Consider the following 18,854-nt stretch of genomic DNA (forward strand, 5'->3'; position numbering starts at 1 on the left):
ACTTTTCGACTTCGAACACTTTATGGCATTCAACGTCACGCTCCGGCAAAGCGGCCGGCAGTTTCAGGTAGAACAGGACGAGCCGGTGCTGAACGCCGCCTTGCGTCAAGGCATCGGTCTGCCGTACGGCTGCAAGAACGGCGCGTGCGGTTCGTGCAAAGGCGCTGTGGTCAGTGGCCAGGTGGAACAGCGCGCACATTCGTCGTCGGCTTTGTCGAACGAAGAAAAAACGCGCGGCATGGCGCTCTTCTGCTGCGCAACGGCGTGCTCCGATCTCGAGATCGATATCCGCGAAGTGGCAGGTGTGGGCGACGTGCAGGTGAAGAAACTGCCGTGCCGTGTGAATGCGATCGAGCGCAAGGCCGACGACGTCGTCGTGCTCAAGCTGCAATTGCCCGCTAACGAACGTCTGCAATATCTTGCCGGCCAATACCTCGAATTCATTCTGAAGGACGGCAAGCGCCGCAGCTATTCGATGGCGAATGCTCCGCACGTCGAAGGCCCGATCGAATTGCATATTCGCCACATGCCTGGTGGCGCGTTCACCGACCACGTGTTCAACGCTATGAAAGAGCGCGATATCCTGCGCTTCGAAGCGCCGCTCGGCACGTTCTTCCTGCGCGAAGAGTCGGACAAGCCGATCGTGCTGCTTGCTTCGGGCACCGGCTTCGCGCCGCTGAAGGCAATCGTCGAGCATGCGGTTTTCAAGAACCTGAACCGTCCGATGACGCTGTACTGGGGCGCGCGTCGCAAGAAAGATCTGTATCTGCTCGAACTGGCCGAACAATGGGCGCGCGAAATCCCGAACTTCAAGTTCGTGCCGGTGCTTTCGGAGCCGGACGCGAGTGATGCGTGGACCGGCCGTGTCGGCTTCGTGCATCGGGCAGTGATCGAAGACCTTCCCGACCTGTCCGCGTATCAGGTATATGCGTGCGGCGCGCCGGTCATGGTCGAGTCGGCACAGCGCGATTTCACGCAGCATCACAGCCTGCCCGAAGACGAGTTCTACGCGGACTCGTTCACGAGCGCCGCGGACCTGGCGAACGCGGTTTAACTCGAAGCCCGCTGAAAGAAACGGCCCGCTCGTAACAACGAGCGAGCCGTGCCTGAGACAACATGTCAGCATGAAGACAGGCGCGCAAAAACTGCCAGACGCGCCCATCGCGATGAATCCGTGCAAATTCAAGGTTTACACCAGCGCTTTTATTGTCGTATTCTTTCGCGCATGAACCGCATCCAATCCGAACTTCGACGTCGCCGCTCGCCGCTTCCCTAGGGACGCCGCCGGCTTCATCACGGATTCGCGCTACAACAAAGCGCAAGCTGTTCGAATCATGAAAGCCACGGCATGCCGTGGCTTTTTTGTTTTTCCGGCCCGTTTGCTCATCGGCTGACGTGCGCCAACGCCTTATCCACCTCTTACCCGCTGTCTGGAGCCTGCCGTCATGAATTTCAATGAATATCCGATCGAGTCGCTGATGTACATCACCAACCGGCCCGAAATCGTTTTCACGCACGGCAAGGGCTCGTGGCTCTACGACAACAACGGCAAGCGATATCTGGACTTCATTCAGGGCTGGGCGGTCAATTGCCTCGGTCATTGCAACGAAGGCATGATCGAAGCGCTGAACCAGCAGGCGAAGCTGCTCTTCAATCCGTCGCCGGCTTTCTACAACGAGCCGATGGCGAAGCTCGCGGCGCTGCTCACGCAACATAGCTGCTTCGACAAGGTGTTCTTCGCGAACAGCGGTGCCGAGGCGAACGAAGGCGCGATCAAGCTCGCGCGCAAGTGGGGCAAGAAATTCAAGGACGGCGCATTCGAAATCATCACGTTCGATCACAGCTTCCACGGCCGCACGCTCGCCACGATGTCGGCAAGCGGCAAGCCGGGTTGGGACACGATCTACGCGCCGCAAGTGCCCGGCTTCCCGAAAGCGGATTTGAACGACATCGCGTCGGTGGAAAAGCTCATCAACGCGAAGACGGTAGCAGTGATGCTCGAACCGATCCAGGGCGAAGGCGGCGTGATTCCGGCAACGCGCGAATTCATGCAGCAACTGCGTGAGCTGACGCGCAAGCACAATGTGCTGCTGATCGTCGACGAAGTGCAAAGCGGCTGCGGCCGTGCCGGCACGCTGTTCGCGTATGAGCTGTCGGGCGTCGAGCCGGACATCATGACGCTCGGCAAGGGTATTGGCGGTGGCGTGCCGCTCGCGGCGCTACTCGCGAAAGCCGAAGTCGCCGTGTTCGAAGCAGGCGACCAGGGCGGCACCTACAACGGCAATCCGTTGATGACCGCGGTCGGTTACTCGGTGATCTCGCAACTCACCGCGCCGGGCTTCCTCGAAGGCGTGCGTGCTCGCGGCGAGTATTTGCGCGCGAAACTGCTCGAGTTGTCGGAAGAGCGCGGTTTCAAGGGAGAGCGCGGCGAAGGTCTGTTGCGTGCACTGCTGCTCGGCAAGGACATCGGCAACCAGATCGTCGAAAAGGCGCGTGACATGCAGCCCGACGGCCTCCTGCTGAACGCGGCGCGCCCGAACCTGCTGCGCTTCATGCCTGCGCTGAACGTCACGAACGAAGAGATCGACCAGATGATGGCGATGCTGCGTTCGATCCTCGACACGCTGTAATTGCACAGAACGCGTATGACGACGACCGCGACCGCAACACTCTCTATCCGCCGCTTCGACGCGAGCGACACCGACGCGGTGGTCGCGCTGTGGCAGCAGGCCTTCCCGGAATACAGGGACGTGACGAAGCCGCAGCGCAACCCGCATCTGTCGATTGCGAACAAGCTCGCGACGCAGCCCGAGCTGTTCTTTGTAGCGGTGCTGGCTGAGCGAGTGGTTGGCACGGTGATGGGCGGCTACGACGGTCATCGCGGCTGGCTTTATTCGCTCGCGGTGGACGAGTCGGTGCGGCGACATGGCATCGGCTCGCGGCTGGTCGCACACGTCGAAGACGCGTTGACGGCTTTGGGCTGTCCGAAGCTGAACCTGCAGGTGTTGTCCGCGAAGAGCGACGTCCGCGCGTTTTACGAGGCGCTCGGTTATCGCGCGGATGCGGTGGTCAGTTTCGGCAAACGTCTTGGTGAGTTGGCGGACTCGCCGCCGGTTTAGTTTGCAGGCGCTTCATGCGTCGTAAAAAGAGAAAGGCCGCATGCGTTTGACTCACGCATGCGGCCTTTTTTCATCGGCGGTTCAGCTTGAAAGCTTATTCACCCAACTCATTCACCCAGCTTATTCACCGAGATAAGCCGCCCGGACCTTCGGATCGTCCAGCATCTGCTTCGCATCACCCGACATCGTGACGAGACCCGAGTCCATCACATAGCCGCGGTTCGCCGCCTGCAACGCGAGACGCGCGTTCTGCTCGACGAGCAGCACGGTCATGCCTTCAGCGGAAATGGCGCGCACCACTTCGAAGATCTTCTCGACCATGATCGGCGACAAGCCCATCGACGGTTCGTCGAGCAGCAGCAGTTTGGGACGCGAGATGATCGCGCGCGCCATGGCCAGCATCTGCTGTTCGCCGCCCGAAAGCGTGCCCGCGTATTGCGTGGCGCGTTCTTTCAGACGCGGAAAGAAACCGAACATACGGTCGACGTCGGCCTTGATGCCGTCGTTGTCGCTGCGCAGATACGCACCCATCTGCATGTTCTCGACGATCGACATGCGCGCGAAGATACCGCGGCCTTCCGGCACCATCGCGAGGCCGCGCTTCAGAAGCTCATGCGGCGGCACGCCCTTGATCGACTGACCCATGTACTCGATGTCACCTGCGGCATACGGCTTGAGCCCGGTGATCGCCTTCATCGTCGTGGTCTTGCCCGCGCCGTTCGCGCCGATCAGCGTGACCAGCTCGCCCTGCCCGACCTCGAGGTCGATGCCCTTCACTGCCTGGATGCCGCCGTAATTGACCTGCAGGCCCTTGATTTTCAACATTGCTTGCGTCGTGGACATCAGTGGACTCCTGCACCCAGATAAGCTTCGATCACCTTCGGATCCTTCTGCACGTCTTGCGGCAGTCCTTGGGCAATCACCTTGCCGTAGTCGAGCACCGTCATCTGGTTGCACAGACCCATCACGAGCTTCACGTCGTGTTCGATCAGCAGGATCGTCTTGCCGTCGGCGCGGATCTTGTCGAGCAGTCGCGTGAGTTCGACCTTTTCCGTTGCGTTCATGCCGGCAGCGGGTTCGTCGAGCGCGAGCAGCTTCGGATCGGTTGCAAGCGCACGCGCAATTTCGAGGCGGCGCTGGTGGCCGTACGACAGGTTGCGCGACGTGTAGTCCGCGTACTGCGCAATGCCGACGTACTCCAGCAGTTCGATCGCGCGCTCCTTGATCTCACGCTCTTCCTTGCGCTCGGCCGGCGTCTGGAACACCGCGCCCAGCAAGCCGTGTTTCGTGCGCACGTGCCGGCCGACCATCACGTTTTCCAGAGCGGTCATGCCACCAAACAGACGGATGTTCTGGAACGTACGGGCAATGCCCGCCTTCGCCACCTGATACACCGCGGTCGGCGTGTAGTTCTGGCCGTCGAGCTTGAAGTCGCCCGAGTCAGGCGTGTACAGGCCCGTGATCACGTTGAAGAACGTTGTCTTGCCGGCGCCGTTCGGGCCGATCAGACCATAAATCTGGCCGGCCTTGATTTCCAGGCCGACGTCGGACAGTGCCTGCAAACCGCCGAAGCGCTTGTTGACGCCCTTCACCGACAGTCGAATGTTATCGCTCATGTTTTTTCTCCCTGTCCGTCAGGCGCGCACCGGCTTCTTGCCGCCACGCTTCGACAGTTTCGCAATCTTGTCTTCGTGCTTCGGCGACGGCCACAAGCCTTCCGAGCGATACAGCATGATCAGCACCATCGCGAGTGCGTAGACCAGCTGGCGGATCACTTCCGTGTCGACGATTTCATGGCCGAACAGCATGTGCTGCAGCGGACCCATCGTCGAGCGCAGGAACTCCGGCAGCACAGCGAGCAGCACCGCGCCGAGAATCACGCCAGGAATGTGGCCCATGCCGCCCAGCACCACGCACGCCAGCACGACGATCGACTCCGGCAGCGTGAACGATTCCGGCGACACGAAGCCCTGGAACGCGCCGAACATCGCGCCCGACAGGCCGCCGAACGACGCGCCCATCGCGAACGCGAGCAGTTTCACGTTACGCGTGTTGATGCCCATCGCCTTGGCGGCGATTTCGTCTTCGCGAATCGCGGCCCATGCACGGCCGATACGCGAGTGCTGCAAACGCGTACAGACCCAGATCACGAGCAGCGCGGCAAGCACGAACAGGTAGTAGTACGAGTACACCGACGGGAACTGGAAGCCGAACAGCGAGTGCGTCTGCGCGAGACTGAAGTCGCCCAGGTGCACCGAATCGATCCCGGTAATGCCTTTCGGGCCGTTGGTGATGTTCACCGGACGGTCGAGGTTGTTCAGGAAGATCCGGACGATTTCCCCGAAGCCCAACGTCACGATGGCGAGATAGTCGCCTCGAAGACGCAGCGTCGGTGCCCCGAGTATCACGCCGAAAAACGCCGCCACCGCCATCGCGCACGGCACGATGATGAGGAACGGCACGTGCAGCCCGTTCGGTGCGAGATGCGCGATCCACTCGAACTGCGAGGTCAGATGCGGCGAAGACAACAGCGCCGCGGTATAGGCGCCCACCGCGTAGAAGGCGATATAACCCAGGTCGAGCAGGCCGGCAAAGCCGACCACAACATTGAGACCGAGTGCCAGCATCACGTACAGCATCGCGAAGTCGAGCACGCGAACCCAGTAGTTGCCGCCGGCGGTGCCGATGATCATCGGCGCAGCGATCACGAAGAACGCAGTGACGATGCCGACGGTCAGCGTCTTCGCCAGGTTCTTCTCGGGAATGAGCGTCGTGGACGGCTCGATCGGTTGAATTGAGGTCATTTGATTTACTCCTTGGCCTGGATCAAGCGCGATCCGCAACGCGTTCGCCGAGCAGACCCGACGGACGGAACACCAGCACGATGATCAGCACGATGAACGCAAACACGTCCTGATAGTTACTGCCGAACACACCACCGGTCAGGTTGCCGATATAGCCGGCGCCCAACTGTTCGATCAGCCCCAGAATCACGCCGCCGACCATCGCGCCGCCGAGATTGCCGATACCGCCGAGCACCGCCGCGGTAAAGGCCTTCAGGCCGGGGATGAAGCCCATGTAGAAGTGCGCGTTGCCGTATTCGGATGCGATCATCACGCCGGCGAGCGCAGCAAGCGCCGAGCCGATCATGAAGGTCGCCGAGATCACGAAGTTCGGGTTCACGCCCATCAGCGAGGCGACGCCCGGGTTCTCGGCGATGGCGCGCATCGCGCGGCCGAGCTTGGTCTTGTGCACGAGCAGCAGCAGGCCTGCCATGACGAGGAACGCGACAACGATGATCACGATTTCAGTCATCGAGATCACGGCGCCAGGCGTCGTGTCGGTGGCCTTGATCACGTTCAGCGGATCGGTGGGCAGAAGCTGCGGGAAAGGCAGCGGGTTGCGCGACCAGATCATCATGGCGAGCGTTTGCAGCAGGATCGACACGCCGATCGCGGTGATCAGCGGAGCGAGACGCGGCGCCTTGCGCAACGGCCGGTAGGCCACGCGCTCGATCGTGTAGCCCACCACCGCGCAAACCACGGCGGCAATTGCCAGCGCGATGCACAGCGTCGGCACGTTGCCGAGGCCAGGGAAGTGGTTTTGCAGCACGCCTATGGCGGAGAGCGCGACCATCGCGCCCACCATCAATACATCGCCGTGAGCGAAGTTGATGATGCCAAGAATGCCGTAAACCATCGTATAGCCCAGTGCGATGATGGCATAAACGCTGCCCAGCACCAGTCCGTTTAGGATCTGCTGGATGAAGATATCCATTTAATGCTCCTTAGCCCGTGCGACTGGATTCGCGCTCTTCATCAGCCGGTGGGCGGTGATGCGTTACGGAATCTCAACGGCACTGCGGGTACTGATGTAAAAGACCGGTAAGGGTTTATCCGCCGCCGGTTTGCCCAGACGACTGGGTCACAGTCGCAGGCTCGCCTTCAGCGGATGCAAAAACGGCACCGTTGGGTGGTTCGGTGCCGTCAGGCTGAACGTCCCGTCATCACATCTTCACGACGTCGAGAACCGCTTTCTTGCCGTCCTTGAAGTCGTAAAGCGTAATGGCGCCCTCTTTCAAATCACCCTTGTCGTCGAACGCGATGCGGCCGATTACCCCGTTGTAATCGGTGGACGGCATCGCAGCCAGCACCTTGGGCGCCTCGATCGAATTAGCGCGCTTCATTGCATCGACAATCACGTACACAGCGTCATACGTGAACGGTGCGTAAATCTGCACCGGCGTGTGGAAGCGGTCCACGTACTTCTTTTCGAAGTCCGCTCCCCTGTCCATTTTCGAAAGCGCGAGTCCCGCTTCCGAACAGACCAGGTTTTGCACGGCGGTTCCCGCCAGCTCCCCCACCTTGTCGGTACACACGCCGTCGCCGCCAAGGATTTTTGCCCTGATACCGAGCGCCGCCGCCTGTTTGGCAAACGGCCCGCCCGTCGCGTCCATGCCGCCGAACATGATGGCGTCCGGATGAACACTTTTGATCTTTGTGAGGATGGCCCGGAAGTCCGTGGCCCGGTCGTTCGTCGCTTCCCGCGCGACGATTTTCGCTCCGCTCGCCTCGACGGTCTTCGCGAATTCGTCCGCGAGCCCCTTACCGTAGGCGGTTGCATCGTCCACGACGGCGATGCGTTTGGCGCCCAACGCCTTCGTGGCGTAATTGGCGAGCGCCGGACCTTGCTGCGCGTCGGTGGCGACGACGCGATAGGTCGTCTTGAAACCTTGCTGCGTGTACGCCGGGTTCGTCGACGAAGGCGAGATCTGCACAATGCTTGCGTCGCTATAAATCTTCGAAGCCGGAATCGACACACCCGAATTCAGATGCCCGACCACCGCCACCACGTGATCGTCGACGAGCTTCTGCGCGACCGCCGTACCGGCCTTCGGATCCGCCGCGTCGTCTTGCGCGTCGAGCTGCAAGTCGATCTTGTGACCGTCGATCGTCAGTCCTTGTGCGTTGATTTCCTCGACCGCGAGACGCGCGCCGTTTTCATTGTCCTTGCCCAGATGCGCGATGCCGCCCGTCAGCGGGGCTGCATGGCCGATCTTCACAACGATTGCTTCGCTCGCCGGCGCAGCGGATGCCGCCACTGCCGCCGATGCCCCTGCTCCCGCCTCGCCATCCTGTTTTTTGCCGCACGCGGTCAGCATCGCAACCGCGGCCGCGATGGACACGGCGTAAGCAAACTTGACTCGCATTAAATAGGTCTCCCGCGCCTTGCAAAATCTATTGTTCGGGACCCTAAGGCCTTGAGAACGCGCGCATTGTAACTCCAATTTTGCGACGGGCAATATTGTTGAACCGGCAGGGTTTTCCTGCATTGCAACCGTTTTTCAAGACCGCATCGAAGCCGGAGGCGCAACCCGGTTGCGACTGATTTTCGTGCATCAGTTGCACCACCGTGGGATCCGCTCGCATCAAGTGTTGCGGACGGTTGGTTCAAGGCCCGGTCGCAGCGCGCTTTCGCTTAAATCATATTTAAACGGCGCCGCCGCTCTCTCGGCACCATGTTAGTGCGTCAAAATAGTTTGCGGCCGGATCAAGCCTCATAAAACGGGGCCATAGTCATCAAATTTCAATAAATGTCGGATCGAATTCGCGAAAAAATATCGAAACGGGAGGCGAAAAGCGGGCGCCTTGGACGATGTGGCACCAATTGCTGGCCGCACTCGCTAGCCACGGGCAAAAAAAGCGCGCCCGAGGGCGCGCACTTTCTGACTATTTCAGAGAGGTCAGGCTGGCAGACCCAAGCCACGCGGCAACGGGAACGCGATGTTTTCCTCAATGCCCTCGAGCGCGCGCACGTTGCGCACGCCGAGTTCGCGCAGACGGGCAATCACGGCCTGCGCAAGCACCTCAGGCGCCGAGGCACCGGCAGTCACGCCGATCCGGCGTTTGCCCTCGACCCATGCCGGATCGATCTGGTCGGGCGAGTCCACCATATAGGAAGGCACGCCGAGCTTTTCGGCGAGTTCCCGCAGCCGGTTGGAGTTCGAACTGTTGGGGCTGCCGACCACGATCACCAGGTCGCACTGCGGCGCCATGAACTTCACGGCGTCCTGGCGGTTCTGCGTGGCGTAACAGATGTCCTGCTTCTTCGGCTCGCGAATGGACGGATATTTCGCCTTGAGCGCGCCGATGATCTCCGCTGCGTCGTCGACGGAAAGCGTGGTTTGCGTGACGAATGCGATCCGATCTGGGCGGGCTAGTTGCAGCGCCTGCACGTCTTCGATGTCTTCGACGAGGTACATGCCTTCGCCCGCCTGGCCCATCGTGCCCTCCACTTCTGGATGGCCCTTGTGACCGATCATGACGATGTCGAAGCCGTCTTGCCGCATCTTCGCCACTTCGATGTGCACTTTGGTGACGAGCGGACAGGTGGCGTCGTAGACGCGCAGCCCGCGCGATTCGGCCTCGCTGCGCACCGCTTTCGAGACACCGTGCGCGCTGAAAATGACCGTATTGCCGGAGGGCACCTCTTCCAGACGCTCGATGAAAATAGCGCCCTTCTTGCGCAGATCTTCGACGACGTAGGCGTTATGGACGATTTCGTGGCGCACGTAGATCGGCGAGCCGTGCAGCTTGATGGCCCGCTCGACAATCTCGATAGCCCGATCGACGCCGGCACAGAACCCGCGCGGCTGAGCCAGCAGGATCTCCGTTTCGGCAAGGGTCGTATCCGCGATGATCATGTTTAAAGAATCCCGATGATTTTCACTTCAAATGCCAGCGCCAGGCCGGCAAGCGGGTGGTTGAAATCGAACAGGGCCGACGTTTCGTTCACTTCTTTCAGAACGCCAGCGTAGCGGCCGCCGCCCGGCGCGTTGAATTCGACCAGGTCGCCTGGCGAAAAATCCTCGCCGATCATGCTGTTTTCCCGCAGCGTGGCCAGAGACACGCGCTGGATCAACTCCGGATTACGGGGACCGAATGCGGCCCCGGGGGCTAGCTGAAAGGTCGAATGGTGGCCGACCTTCAAACCCATCAGAATGTCTTCCAGCGGCGGTGCGAGCTGTCCCGCACCGAGCAGCAGCGTGGCGGGCTTGTCGTTGAAGGTGTTGATGACTTCGGCGCCATCGGCAAGGGAAAGCCGGTAGTGAAGCGTCACGTGTGAACCGGCCTTCACTTCGGAAATGTCGATGATGCTCATGCAATGCTCGCTCAGTCGAAGCGCGCTCTCACGCGTGCGCCGCGGGGCGCAGCTGACGCGTGCGGCAAACCGTCGGCGTGCCGTGCGCAAAGCGTCTATTGTAAGCCACATGGCTGGCCTCGGCTTGCGTCCATCGCGCGCACCGGGCCGAACCCCAAGCGGAGGAATTGTCTGTATATGTCTGATTATGCGTCGACGATCGACGAACCAATGTTGGATTTCGCTCGTTCGCCGCCGGGTGCTCCGGCTCCCACGGCGGATGGATTGCGTCGCAGGCGCAAATGGCCCAAACGTGACATGCCGCGTGAGCGGCTGATCGACCAGGGCCCCGGCGTACTATCAGACACCGAGATGATCGTGCTGGTACTGGGCTCCGGCTTGCCGGGCCACGATGTTTTCAGTGTGGCTCGCGAGCTGCTCGACCGTTTCGGCTCACTGCGGGCAATGCTCGACGCCACTTACACGGACTTCGACGGGCTGCGCGGCATCGGGCCCGCGAAAAAAGCGCAATTGCTCGCGATCATGGAAATGGCGCGGCGCTCGCTCGTCGATAAAATGCGTCGCCGGTCGCTCATGAACTCTCCGGAAGCGGTCGAAAACTACCTGCGCCTGCTGATAGGCGGCCGTCCGCACGAAGTGTTCGTGTCGCTGTTTCTGGACGCCCGGCACCGGCTTATCCGCAGCGAGGAAAGCGCGCGCGGCACGCTCACGCGTATGGCGGTGTATCCGCGCGAGATCGTGCGGCGTGCGTTGACGCTCAATGCGGCAAGCCTGATCGTCGCGCATAATCATCCGTCTGGCGCTGTGCGGCCGAGCGCGAGCGACTGCAGTCTGACGCGCGCACTGCGCGAAGCGCTTGCGCTGATCGACGTTCAACTGGTCGATCATCTGGTGATCGGCTCGGACAGCGTATACTCCTTTGCCCGCGACGGCTGGCCCTGACGTTGGACCATGCGTCGGCGCCTGTAGCTCGTCCCGAAACGGTATGGAAAAAGCGCGAACGGCGAAGGAGAAGGCCCTGCACCTTGTCTTGCTGCCGCAAATAAGGTTTGATTTTGCGGCTTTTTTTCTGCTAGAATTCCGGTTTGCCTGTTTCCAACCCCCTGTTCCGAAGCCACCAAGGCGTTCCGGAAAGGATACGTGCCTGAATTTCAGCGCGACTCTTTTCGGGAAACTTTCACGGCGTTCGAACTCAGAATTAGCGTATTAGGAGTGCTCTCATGGCACGCGTATGCCAAGTAACTGGGAAAGCGCCGATGAGCGGCAACAACGTTTCCCACGCGAACAACAAAACCAAGCGCCGGTTCCTGCCGAACCTGCAAAGCCGCCGCATTTGGGTGGAAAGCGAAAACCGTTGGGTGCGTCTGCGTATTTCGAACGCCGGCCTGCGCCTGATCGACAAGAACGGTATCGACGCTGTGCTCGCAGATCTGCGCGCACGCGGTGAAGCCTAAGGAGTAAATCATGGCGAAAGGCGCACGCGACAAGATCAAGCTGGAATCGACCGCAGGCACGGGTCACTTCTACACGACGACGAAAAACAAACGCAACATGCCGGAAAAGATGCTGATCAAGAAATTTGATCCGGTCGTCCGTAAGCATGTTGAGTACAAGGAAACCAAGATTAAATAAATCTTGGCTCCTGCCGCCTGACGACGGCAAGACATACACAAAAAGCCTCGCACTCGTGCGAGGCTTTTTGTTTTGGACCAACCAAACCAGCTGACCCTGACAAGTCGCCATCGTCGGCGATACAGAGTCTTATAACGTTCAGCCAGCTTTCCCTTGACCGCCGCGGCGCGTATCCTTTCCCGTTTTAGCAGCGCGTAAATCGCACGCTGCTACAGCAAAACGAAAGACGGAGATGCGAGCAATGGAATTCGATGTGGCGATTGTCGGTAGCGGTCTCGCGGGACTGAGCGTCGCGCTCAACCTCGCGCAGACGCGGCGGGTCGCGGTGATCGCCAAGCGGTCTATAACCGAGGGTGCGAGCGATTGGGCGCAAGGCGGCATTGCCGCGGTGCTCGATTCGGCGGACAGCATCGAAAATCACGTGCGCGATACGCTCGTTGCAGGCGCCGGCCTGTGTGATGAAGCCGCTACGCGTTTCATCGTCGAGCACGGGCGCGCTGCGATCGAATGGCTGATCGAACAAGGCGTGCCGTTCACCAAAGACGACTCCGCGGAACTCGGCTTCCATCTGACCCGGGAAGGCGGCCATAGCCATCGGCGGATCATTCATGCGGCGGATGCGACGGGCCATGCGGTAGTTGCCACGCTGAGCGAACGCGTGCGGCAGCATCCGAACATCACGCTGCTGGAAGATCACTACGCAATCGACCTGATCACGTCTGACCGGCTCGGACTGCCGGGCCGCCGTTGCCATGGCCTGTATGCGCTCGATGTGGAAAGCGGACGCACCGTCACGATCGAGGCGCCGCATACGGTGCTTGCCACCGGGGGCGCCGGCAAGGTCTATCTGTACACGACAAATCCCGATACCGCGACGGGCGACGGCATCGCGATGGCATGGCGCGCAGGCTGCCGGGTCTCGAATATGGAATTCATCCAGTTCCATCCCACCTGCCTCTTCCACCCGTACGCAAAGTCATTCCTGATCTCTGAAGCGGTGCGCGGCGAGGGAGGCGTCCTGAAGCTGCCGGACGGCACGCGGTTCATGCCGAACCACGATGAACGCGCTGAACTCGCGCCGCGCGACATCGTGGCGCGCGCGATTGACTTCGAGATCAAGAAACGCGGCATAGATTGCGTGTATCTAGATATCAGCCATCAGCCGGCGAACTTTCTCCGCGAGCACTTTCCGACGATCCTCGCTCGGTGTCTCGAATTCGGTATCGACATTACGAAGGAGCCGATCCCCGTAGTCCCGGCGGCACACTACACGTGTGGTGGCGTAGTTACCGACCTGGCCGGCCGCACCGATCTCGCAGGGCTCTATGCAGTCGGCGAAACATCTTGCACTGGATTGCACGGCGCGAACCGCCTTGCCAGCAATTCGCTGCTCGAGTGCCTCGTGCTTGGCCGCTCGGCGGCACGCGCGATCGAAGAAGAGGGATTCTGCGGCGCCGTCCACGCGCCTTTGCCAGACTGGGACGAGAGCCGCGTTTCGGACCCCGACGAAGAAGTGGTCGTCGCCCACAATTGGGACGAGCTTCGCCGGCTCATGTGGAACTACGTTGGCATCGTGCGCACGGACAAACGCCTCGCTCGAGCCAAACACCGTCTGGCGCTGTTGCGCGACGAGATCCACGAGTATTACGCGAACTTCAAGGTGAGCCGCGACTTGCTCGAGTTGCGCAATCTGGTGGACGTAGCCTCGTTGATCGTGGACGGCGCGCGCTCCCGGCGCGAAAGCCGCGGCCTGCATTTCAGCCGCGACTGGCCGGCAACTTTGCCGAAAGCGCTGCCAACTGTGCTCTCGCCCGAGCACGTCCGAAACCGCAACGTGTGATCAAAGGCGAAACGCCACCGTCGGCTCCGGGCCGGTGGTGGCGTTTTATAAGCAAGAACTTCGTCAGACGATACGCAAAGAGTAGTCGGTCGCTCGCACGTCTTTCGTCAGGGCGCCGATCGACACACGGTCGACGCCCGTTTCGGCAATAGTCCGCACTGTTTCGAAGTTCACTCCACCCGACACTTCCAGTACTGCACGCCCCGCAGTGATGCGCACAGCTTCCCGCATCGAATCGAACGAAAAGTTGTCGAGAAGAACAGACTCCGCGCCATGCGCCAATGCCGTTTCCAGCTGATCGAGCGTCTCGACCTCGATCTGGATAGAGACGCCCGCGTTGAGCGCGAGCGCGGCGTCCATAGCCGCCCCCACTCCGCCGGCAGCGGCAATGTGGTTTTCCTTGATCAGAATGCCGTCATACAACGCGAGCCGTTGATTCGCTCCGCCGCCCACGCGCACCGCGTATTTCTGCGCGAGCCGCAAGCCGGGCAAGGTCTTGCGCGTATCGAGAATGCGGGTACGCGTATGAGCGACCGCATCCACATACCGGCGCGTGGCGCTCGCCACGCCTGATAGAAGTTGAAGGAAGTTAAGCGCGTTGCGCTCGGCAGTGAGCAGCGCACGGACCGGCCCGCGCAGTTCGCACACGGGAGTGTCCGCTGTCATCCGGTCGCCTTCGCGGTAAAGCCACTGCACCTCGATCCGCGAATCCACTTGCCGCAAAACCGCGTTGAACCACGACACACCGCACAACACCGCATCCTCACGGACGACGACACGCGCGCGGCGCACGTCATCGGCGGGGACGAGGCGGCCGGTCTGATCACCCGTGCCGACGTCCTCCGCAAGCGCGTCGGCGACGTTGCGCGCAAGCGCTGCGTCGAACGCCGCGCCGTATTGCGCATGGACCTCGGCGAAGAGTGGCGACACGGCTTCGGCGTGACTGTATGGCGCCGAACGGGGCACTGCTGAACTCTGCGCTGCCGCGGTCATCAGGCAGCTCCCACGTTCGAATACAACTGCGCGTCGCGCGCCAGGTCGCCGCTCGCTTGCACGCGCTTTTTATGGCGCGCGGCAAAGTCCAACATACGGTCGATCGGCACACGTGCACGCTCGCCAACCGCGCGTTCGACGAAAATCTCGTTATGACCGCGTTCGAGGACGTCGGCGAGATTCGCGAGACCGTTCATCGCCATCCACGGGCAGTGCGCGCAACTCTTGCATGTCGCGCTGTTGCCGGCAGTAGGCGCGGCGATCAACGTCTTGCCGGGCGCGGCGAGCTGCATCTTATGGAGGATGCCGAGGTCCGTTGCCACGATGAAGTGCGTCGCATCCAACTTCTGCGCGGCATCGATCAACTGAGTGGTGGAGCCGACGACATCCGCCTGCGCAACCACGTTGGCCGGAGACTCCGGATGAACCAGGACTTTCGCGCCCGGGTATTCGGCGCGCAGCAAATCGAGTTCAATGCCCTTGAATTCATCGTGTACGAGACACGAACTCTGCCACATCAGCATGTCCGCGCCGGTCTTGTTCTGGATGTAACCGCCAAGGTGCCGGTCAGGCGCCCAAATGATCTTTTCGCCGCGCGCGTGAAGGTCGGCCACGATCTCCAGTCCAATCGACGATGTCACCATCCAGTCTGCGCGGGCTTTAACGGCCGCGCTCGTATTCGCATAAACGACCACCGTGCGGTCCGGATGTGCGTCGCAGAAAGCCGAGAATTCATCTACCGGACAGCCGAGGTCCAGCGAACATGTTGCGTCGAGATCCGGCATCAGAATGCGCTTGTCCGGGCTGAGAATCTTTGCCGTCTCGCCCATGAACCGCACTCCCGCCACCACGAGAGTCTGGGCCTCGTGATCGCGCCCGAATCGGGCCATTTCAAGCGAATCCGCCACGCAGCCGCCCGTTTCGTCGGCCAGCTCCTGCAATTCGGCGTCGACATAGTAGTGGGCGACGAGCACGGCCTTCTCGCGCTTCAGCAATGCGCGAATGCGTTCTTTCAGCGCCACTTTTTCCTGCGCCGACGGCACCTCGGGCACCTTCGCCCACGCCTGCCCGATCCCGCAGGATGTCCCCTGCGCCTGCGGCCGGTCGTATTCCACGGCCCTGATCGCCTGCTGATCCATGATCTCTTCTGCCCTCGCTTTGCCGCCGTGGAATACCCGTCGCGTCATGCAAATTCCGCGGCCCAAAAAGCAAAACCCCGCCAACGCGGGGTTTTGTGACGTAACGAAATTTTAATGGATTTCGTGACTAAGCATAACGGCGCAGTCGCATTGCGAATTCCTGCAGCGCTTTGATGCCGCTCGCTTCGGCGCGATGGCACCAGTCCTGCAACTGCACCAGCAACTGATCGCGCGACGCGTTCGAGCGCTCCCACATTGACGCAAGTTCGTTACGCATGTCGATGTAGGTCTTCAACTTCTGGCTGTTCGCGAAAATTTGCGGCAGCAGACGTTTTTGCGGCTCGTCGAGCCCCGCTTCTTCCTTGTGGAACCAGCTGCGCGCCCCGCGCATGACCTGATATTTCTCGCGCGCGCCCACTTCCTTCAGATGCGCGAGTTCCTGACGGTACGCACGCTTGAGCGCCTTGCCGTAACGCGCCATCACTTCGTACCGGTTAGCCAGCACGGCCTGCAACGTGTCCTGATCGAGCACCATCTTGCCCGTGGTCAGACGCGGCGTGGGTGCGACCTTCTTCACCTTGGCGAGGCGGAAAGCCGACATGATGCGGATGTACATCCAGCCGATGTCGAACTCGTACCACTTGTTCGACAGCTTCGCCGAGGTGGCGTACGTGTGGTGATTGTTGTGCAGCTCTTCACCGCCGATGATGATGCCCCACGGGAAAATGTTCGTGCTGGCGTCCGACGAGTTGAAGTTGCGATAACCCCAGAAGTGCGCGAGACCGTTCACCACGCCGGCCGCCCAGAACGGAATCCAAACCATTTGGACCGCCCAGATGGTCAGGCCGACCACGCCGAACAGCGCGACGTTCAGCACCATCATCAGGCTGACGCCGAGAATCGGGTACTTCGTGTAGACGTTGCGTTCCATCCAGTCGTTCGGCGTGCCGTGACTGAACTTGCGCATCGTCTCTTCATTTTTCGCTTCGGTGCGATAGAGTTCCGCGCCTTCGAGCAGCACCTTCCAGATGCCGCGCGTTTGCGGACTATGCGGATCTTCTTCCGTCTCGCACTTGGCGTGGTGCTTACGGTGGATAGCCGCCCATTGACCGGTCAGCATGCCCGTGGTCATCCACAGCCAGAATCGGAAAAAATGACTGACGACAGGGTGCAACTCCAGCGCGCGGTGCGCCTGGCAGCGATGCAGATAGACCGTCACACCGATGATCGTGACGTGTGTCACGGCGAGCGTGTACAGAACAAGTTGCCACCACGAGAAGCGCATCAGACCGTGGGCAAGGAAATCGAGCAAAGAATTCAACAAGGCAATTTACCTGTGGAACGAGAGACACGAGACACCCGCGAACTGCGCGTGTCAAGAAAGTGAAAGCATACAGCGGGATTGGACGACATTCTACTGGAAGCGTTCCAAGTGTTTGTAACAAATAGGGATTTTTTGTGCAGCATCAACACAAACACGCCCGCAGCAAACTCTCTTAGACTCATCAGTGCCGTGCGAGTGCCCGCTAAATAGCGTTGCCAGCCTGATTCGCCATCCCGTCGGTCACACTTACCGGTTTGGACAACACGCCTCCGAGATTTGCTACGTCAGTCGCATTCCCGACAATGCGGACTTCGCGTTGCGCGAAAGGGATGGAGATGCCGTGTGCGGAAAAAAGCTGCCAGATGTTGCGATTGACCGCCGAGCGGACGGCCGATGTGCCAGTTGCCGCGTCGGCAATCCAGAAGCCTAGCTCCAGGTTGATGCCATCGGCGCCAAAGCCTACGAGATAAGGCGTAGGCGCCGGGTCCGTCAGTACGCGGGGCACGCCGTCCGCTGCTTGCGCGAGGAGCGCCATGGCCTGCTCGACATCGGCGGTGTAGGCGATCTGCACGGCAGCCTTCGCATAGCCACGCGTCAGATACGACGACTGGTTCTGCACGACGTCGGTAATCAGTTTTTCGTTGGGAATCAGCGTTTCGATGCCGTCAAGACCGCGCACGACCGTATATCGGGTGCGAATCTGCGTGACCATGCCTTGCAGGCCGCTCACGTTAACCGTGTCGCCGATTCGTAGCGACCGGTCGATCAGAATGATGAAGCCCGACACATAGTTACTGGCGATCTTCTGCAACCCGAACCCCAGCCCCACGCCCAGCGCACCGCCGAATACGCCGAGCACGGTGATGTCGATGCCCACCAGCGACAAGCTGATCAACACCGCCGCCAGTACAAACGCCGCGCGGCCGACACGCGCCACCACGACTTTCAGATTCGCGTCGAGCGTCGCGGCGCGCATCAGACGGTCTTCGAACGCCGAGCCGAGCCACATTGCGACGATCATCGTCACGCAGACCCACAGCAGGCCCGTGACGAGCGAGAGCAGCGTCATATGCGCATTGGCGACACGAAAGTGCACGCTCGCCATCCACGCGATCACGTCGTCCTGAATGCCCATCACGGTGAGCGCCATGGCGACCCACACGCCCAGAGAAACGATCTTTTCGACGAGGAAAAGCCATGGGTGCGTCTCCCCGTCATGGCTGAAGACGCGCCGCGCGAAGAAAAACACGATGTAAATCAAGCCGATGCCGAAGAGCGGCACCAACGCGAGATCGAGCAGCGACGTGTGGATGAACCGCCCGGCGATCGCCCGTGCGATCCACACCAGCACGGCGCCGATCAGCGGGAAAAACGCGCGGTTCAGGCTTTCCGCTCCAAAGCGCAGCGTCTGATAGCGGGTTTGACGGCGCAAATCAAGCGCCCGGCGCAACAGGCGGGCGAGCAGCCAGGCGAGCGCGAGCGTGGCAATCAGCACCCCGACTTGCCAAAGCATGACGGGCTGGCCGAAGTCGCGCGCGAGATCGCCGAAGAGATGAGAAAAGATACGGTTTTGCATGATGTTGCCGGAATGACCGGCTCAGGTGCGGCTCGCGGTTCGGATAATCGATCCGCGAGCCGGCTGGCCT

General features: G+C 60.9%; 18 protein-coding genes. 7 read left to right on the forward strand and 11 right to left on the reverse strand.

The window, feature by feature from the left end; all coding sequences use genetic code 11:
* The first annotated feature begins 22 nt into the window (after nucleotides 1-22).
* The 3 genes from ACTJLB_RS07505 (at nucleotide 23) to ACTJLB_RS07515 (ending at nucleotide 3,119) form a co-directional block, all read left to right on the forward strand.
* On the forward strand, nucleotides 23-1,054 hold the full coding sequence (locus ACTJLB_RS07505) for a CDP-6-deoxy-delta-3,4-glucoseen reductase (RefSeq protein ID WP_087752872.1): 1,032 nt from the start codon (nucleotides 23-25) through the stop codon (nucleotides 1,052-1,054).
* 391 nt (nucleotides 1,055-1,445) lie between these two features.
* Nucleotides 1,446-2,630, forward strand: coding sequence for an acetylornithine transaminase (locus ACTJLB_RS07510; RefSeq protein ID WP_408130959.1), 1,185 nt, complete (start codon nucleotides 1,446-1,448; stop codon nucleotides 2,628-2,630).
* Between the two features lie 15 nt (nucleotides 2,631-2,645).
* Nucleotides 2,646-3,119, forward strand: coding sequence for a GNAT family acetyltransferase (locus ACTJLB_RS07515; RefSeq protein ID WP_440782934.1), 474 nt, complete (start codon nucleotides 2,646-2,648; stop codon nucleotides 3,117-3,119).
* 120 nt (nucleotides 3,120-3,239) lie between these two features.
* Here the strand turns inward: ACTJLB_RS07515 and ACTJLB_RS07520 are convergent, their stop codons facing one another.
* The 7 genes from ACTJLB_RS07520 to ACTJLB_RS07550 all read right to left on the reverse strand — a co-directional run bounded on the left by ACTJLB_RS07520 (nucleotide 3,240) and on the right by ACTJLB_RS07550 (nucleotide 10,280).
* Nucleotides 3,240-3,944: an ABC transporter ATP-binding protein gene (locus tag ACTJLB_RS07520; RefSeq protein ID WP_027804809.1), complete on the reverse strand. Its 705-nt coding sequence runs from the start codon at nucleotides 3,942-3,944 to the stop codon at nucleotides 3,240-3,242.
* Between the two features lie 17 nt (nucleotides 3,945-3,961).
* Nucleotides 3,962-4,735, reverse strand: coding sequence for an ABC transporter ATP-binding protein (locus tag ACTJLB_RS07525; protein WP_013340264.1), 774 nt, complete (start codon nucleotides 4,733-4,735; stop codon nucleotides 3,962-3,964).
* A gap of 18 nt (nucleotides 4,736-4,753) precedes the next feature.
* On the reverse strand, nucleotides 4,754-5,923 hold the full coding sequence (locus ACTJLB_RS07530) for an ABC transporter permease subunit (RefSeq protein ID WP_440782935.1): 1,170 nt from the start codon (nucleotides 5,921-5,923) through the stop codon (nucleotides 4,754-4,756).
* A 22-nt stretch (nucleotides 5,924-5,945) separates the two neighbouring features.
* Nucleotides 5,946-6,896: a branched-chain amino acid ABC transporter permease gene (locus tag ACTJLB_RS07535; protein ID WP_013340266.1), complete on the reverse strand. Its 951-nt coding sequence runs from the start codon at nucleotides 6,894-6,896 to the stop codon at nucleotides 5,946-5,948.
* A gap of 229 nt (nucleotides 6,897-7,125) precedes the next feature.
* On the reverse strand, nucleotides 7,126-8,328 hold the full coding sequence (locus tag ACTJLB_RS07540) for a branched-chain amino acid ABC transporter substrate-binding protein (protein ID WP_020069106.1): 1,203 nt from the start codon (nucleotides 8,326-8,328) through the stop codon (nucleotides 7,126-7,128).
* A gap of 534 nt (nucleotides 8,329-8,862) precedes the next feature.
* The gene (gene ispH / locus ACTJLB_RS07545; RefSeq protein ID WP_410800440.1) at nucleotides 8,863-9,822 is read right to left on the reverse strand and encodes a 4-hydroxy-3-methylbut-2-enyl diphosphate reductase; all 960 of its coding nucleotides are present in this window, start codon (nucleotides 9,820-9,822) and stop codon (nucleotides 8,863-8,865) included.
* A gap of 2 nt (nucleotides 9,823-9,824) precedes the next feature.
* Nucleotides 9,825-10,280 carry an FKBP-type peptidyl-prolyl cis-trans isomerase gene (locus ACTJLB_RS07550; protein WP_440782937.1) on the reverse strand — a complete coding sequence of 152 codons (456 nt, stop codon included), beginning with the start codon at nucleotides 10,278-10,280 and terminating at the stop codon, nucleotides 9,825-9,827.
* 177 nt (nucleotides 10,281-10,457) lie between these two features.
* Here ACTJLB_RS07550 and radC point away from each other — a divergent pair, with 177 nt between their 5' ends.
* From radC to nadB, 4 genes are all read left to right on the forward strand, one after another.
* On the forward strand, nucleotides 10,458-11,222 hold the full coding sequence (gene radC / locus ACTJLB_RS07555; RefSeq protein ID WP_087752875.1) for a RadC family protein: 765 nt from the start codon (nucleotides 10,458-10,460) through the stop codon (nucleotides 11,220-11,222).
* Nucleotides 11,223-11,500: 278 nt separating this feature from the next.
* A complete protein-coding gene (gene rpmB, locus ACTJLB_RS07560) occupies nucleotides 11,501-11,734 on the forward strand; it encodes a 50S ribosomal protein L28 (protein WP_006050117.1) in 234 nt (77 codons plus the stop codon).
* A gap of 10 nt (nucleotides 11,735-11,744) precedes the next feature.
* Nucleotides 11,745-11,912: a 50S ribosomal protein L33 gene (rpmG, locus tag ACTJLB_RS07565; protein ID WP_007180630.1), complete on the forward strand. Its 168-nt coding sequence runs from the start codon at nucleotides 11,745-11,747 to the stop codon at nucleotides 11,910-11,912.
* Between the two features lie 241 nt (nucleotides 11,913-12,153).
* Nucleotides 12,154-13,752 (forward strand): L-aspartate oxidase, encoded by a 1,599-nt coding sequence (gene nadB, locus ACTJLB_RS07570; protein ID WP_440782938.1) that lies wholly within the window; start codon nucleotides 12,154-12,156, stop codon nucleotides 13,750-13,752.
* Between the two features lie 63 nt (nucleotides 13,753-13,815).
* Here nadB and nadC read toward each other — a convergent pair whose 3' ends face one another.
* The 4 genes from nadC to ACTJLB_RS07590 form a co-directional block, all read right to left on the reverse strand.
* Entirely contained in the window at nucleotides 13,816-14,745 is a 930-nt protein-coding gene (gene nadC, locus ACTJLB_RS07575; protein WP_310067703.1) for a carboxylating nicotinate-nucleotide diphosphorylase, read from the reverse strand.
* Nucleotides 14,745-15,884: a quinolinate synthase NadA gene (gene nadA / locus ACTJLB_RS07580; protein ID WP_440783097.1), complete on the reverse strand. Its 1,140-nt coding sequence runs from the start codon at nucleotides 15,882-15,884 to the stop codon at nucleotides 14,745-14,747. Before nadA ends, nadC begins: the two co-directional genes overlap by 1 nt.
* Before the next feature lie 127 nt (nucleotides 15,885-16,011).
* Nucleotides 16,012-17,208, reverse strand: a complete 1,197-nt coding sequence (locus tag ACTJLB_RS07585) for a DesA family fatty acid desaturase (RefSeq protein WP_027778980.1) — start codon at nucleotides 17,206-17,208, stop codon at nucleotides 16,012-16,014.
* Between the two features lie 202 nt (nucleotides 17,209-17,410).
* Nucleotides 17,411-18,784 (reverse strand): mechanosensitive ion channel family protein, encoded by a 1,374-nt coding sequence (locus ACTJLB_RS07590; protein ID WP_440782939.1) that lies wholly within the window; start codon nucleotides 18,782-18,784, stop codon nucleotides 17,411-17,413.
* Between the last annotated feature and the right edge of the window lie 70 nt (nucleotides 18,785-18,854).

The sequence above is a fragment of the Paraburkholderia sp. 22098 genome, assembly GCF_052045935.1.
Lineage (GTDB): Bacteria > Pseudomonadota > Gammaproteobacteria > Burkholderiales > Burkholderiaceae > Paraburkholderia > Paraburkholderia caledonica.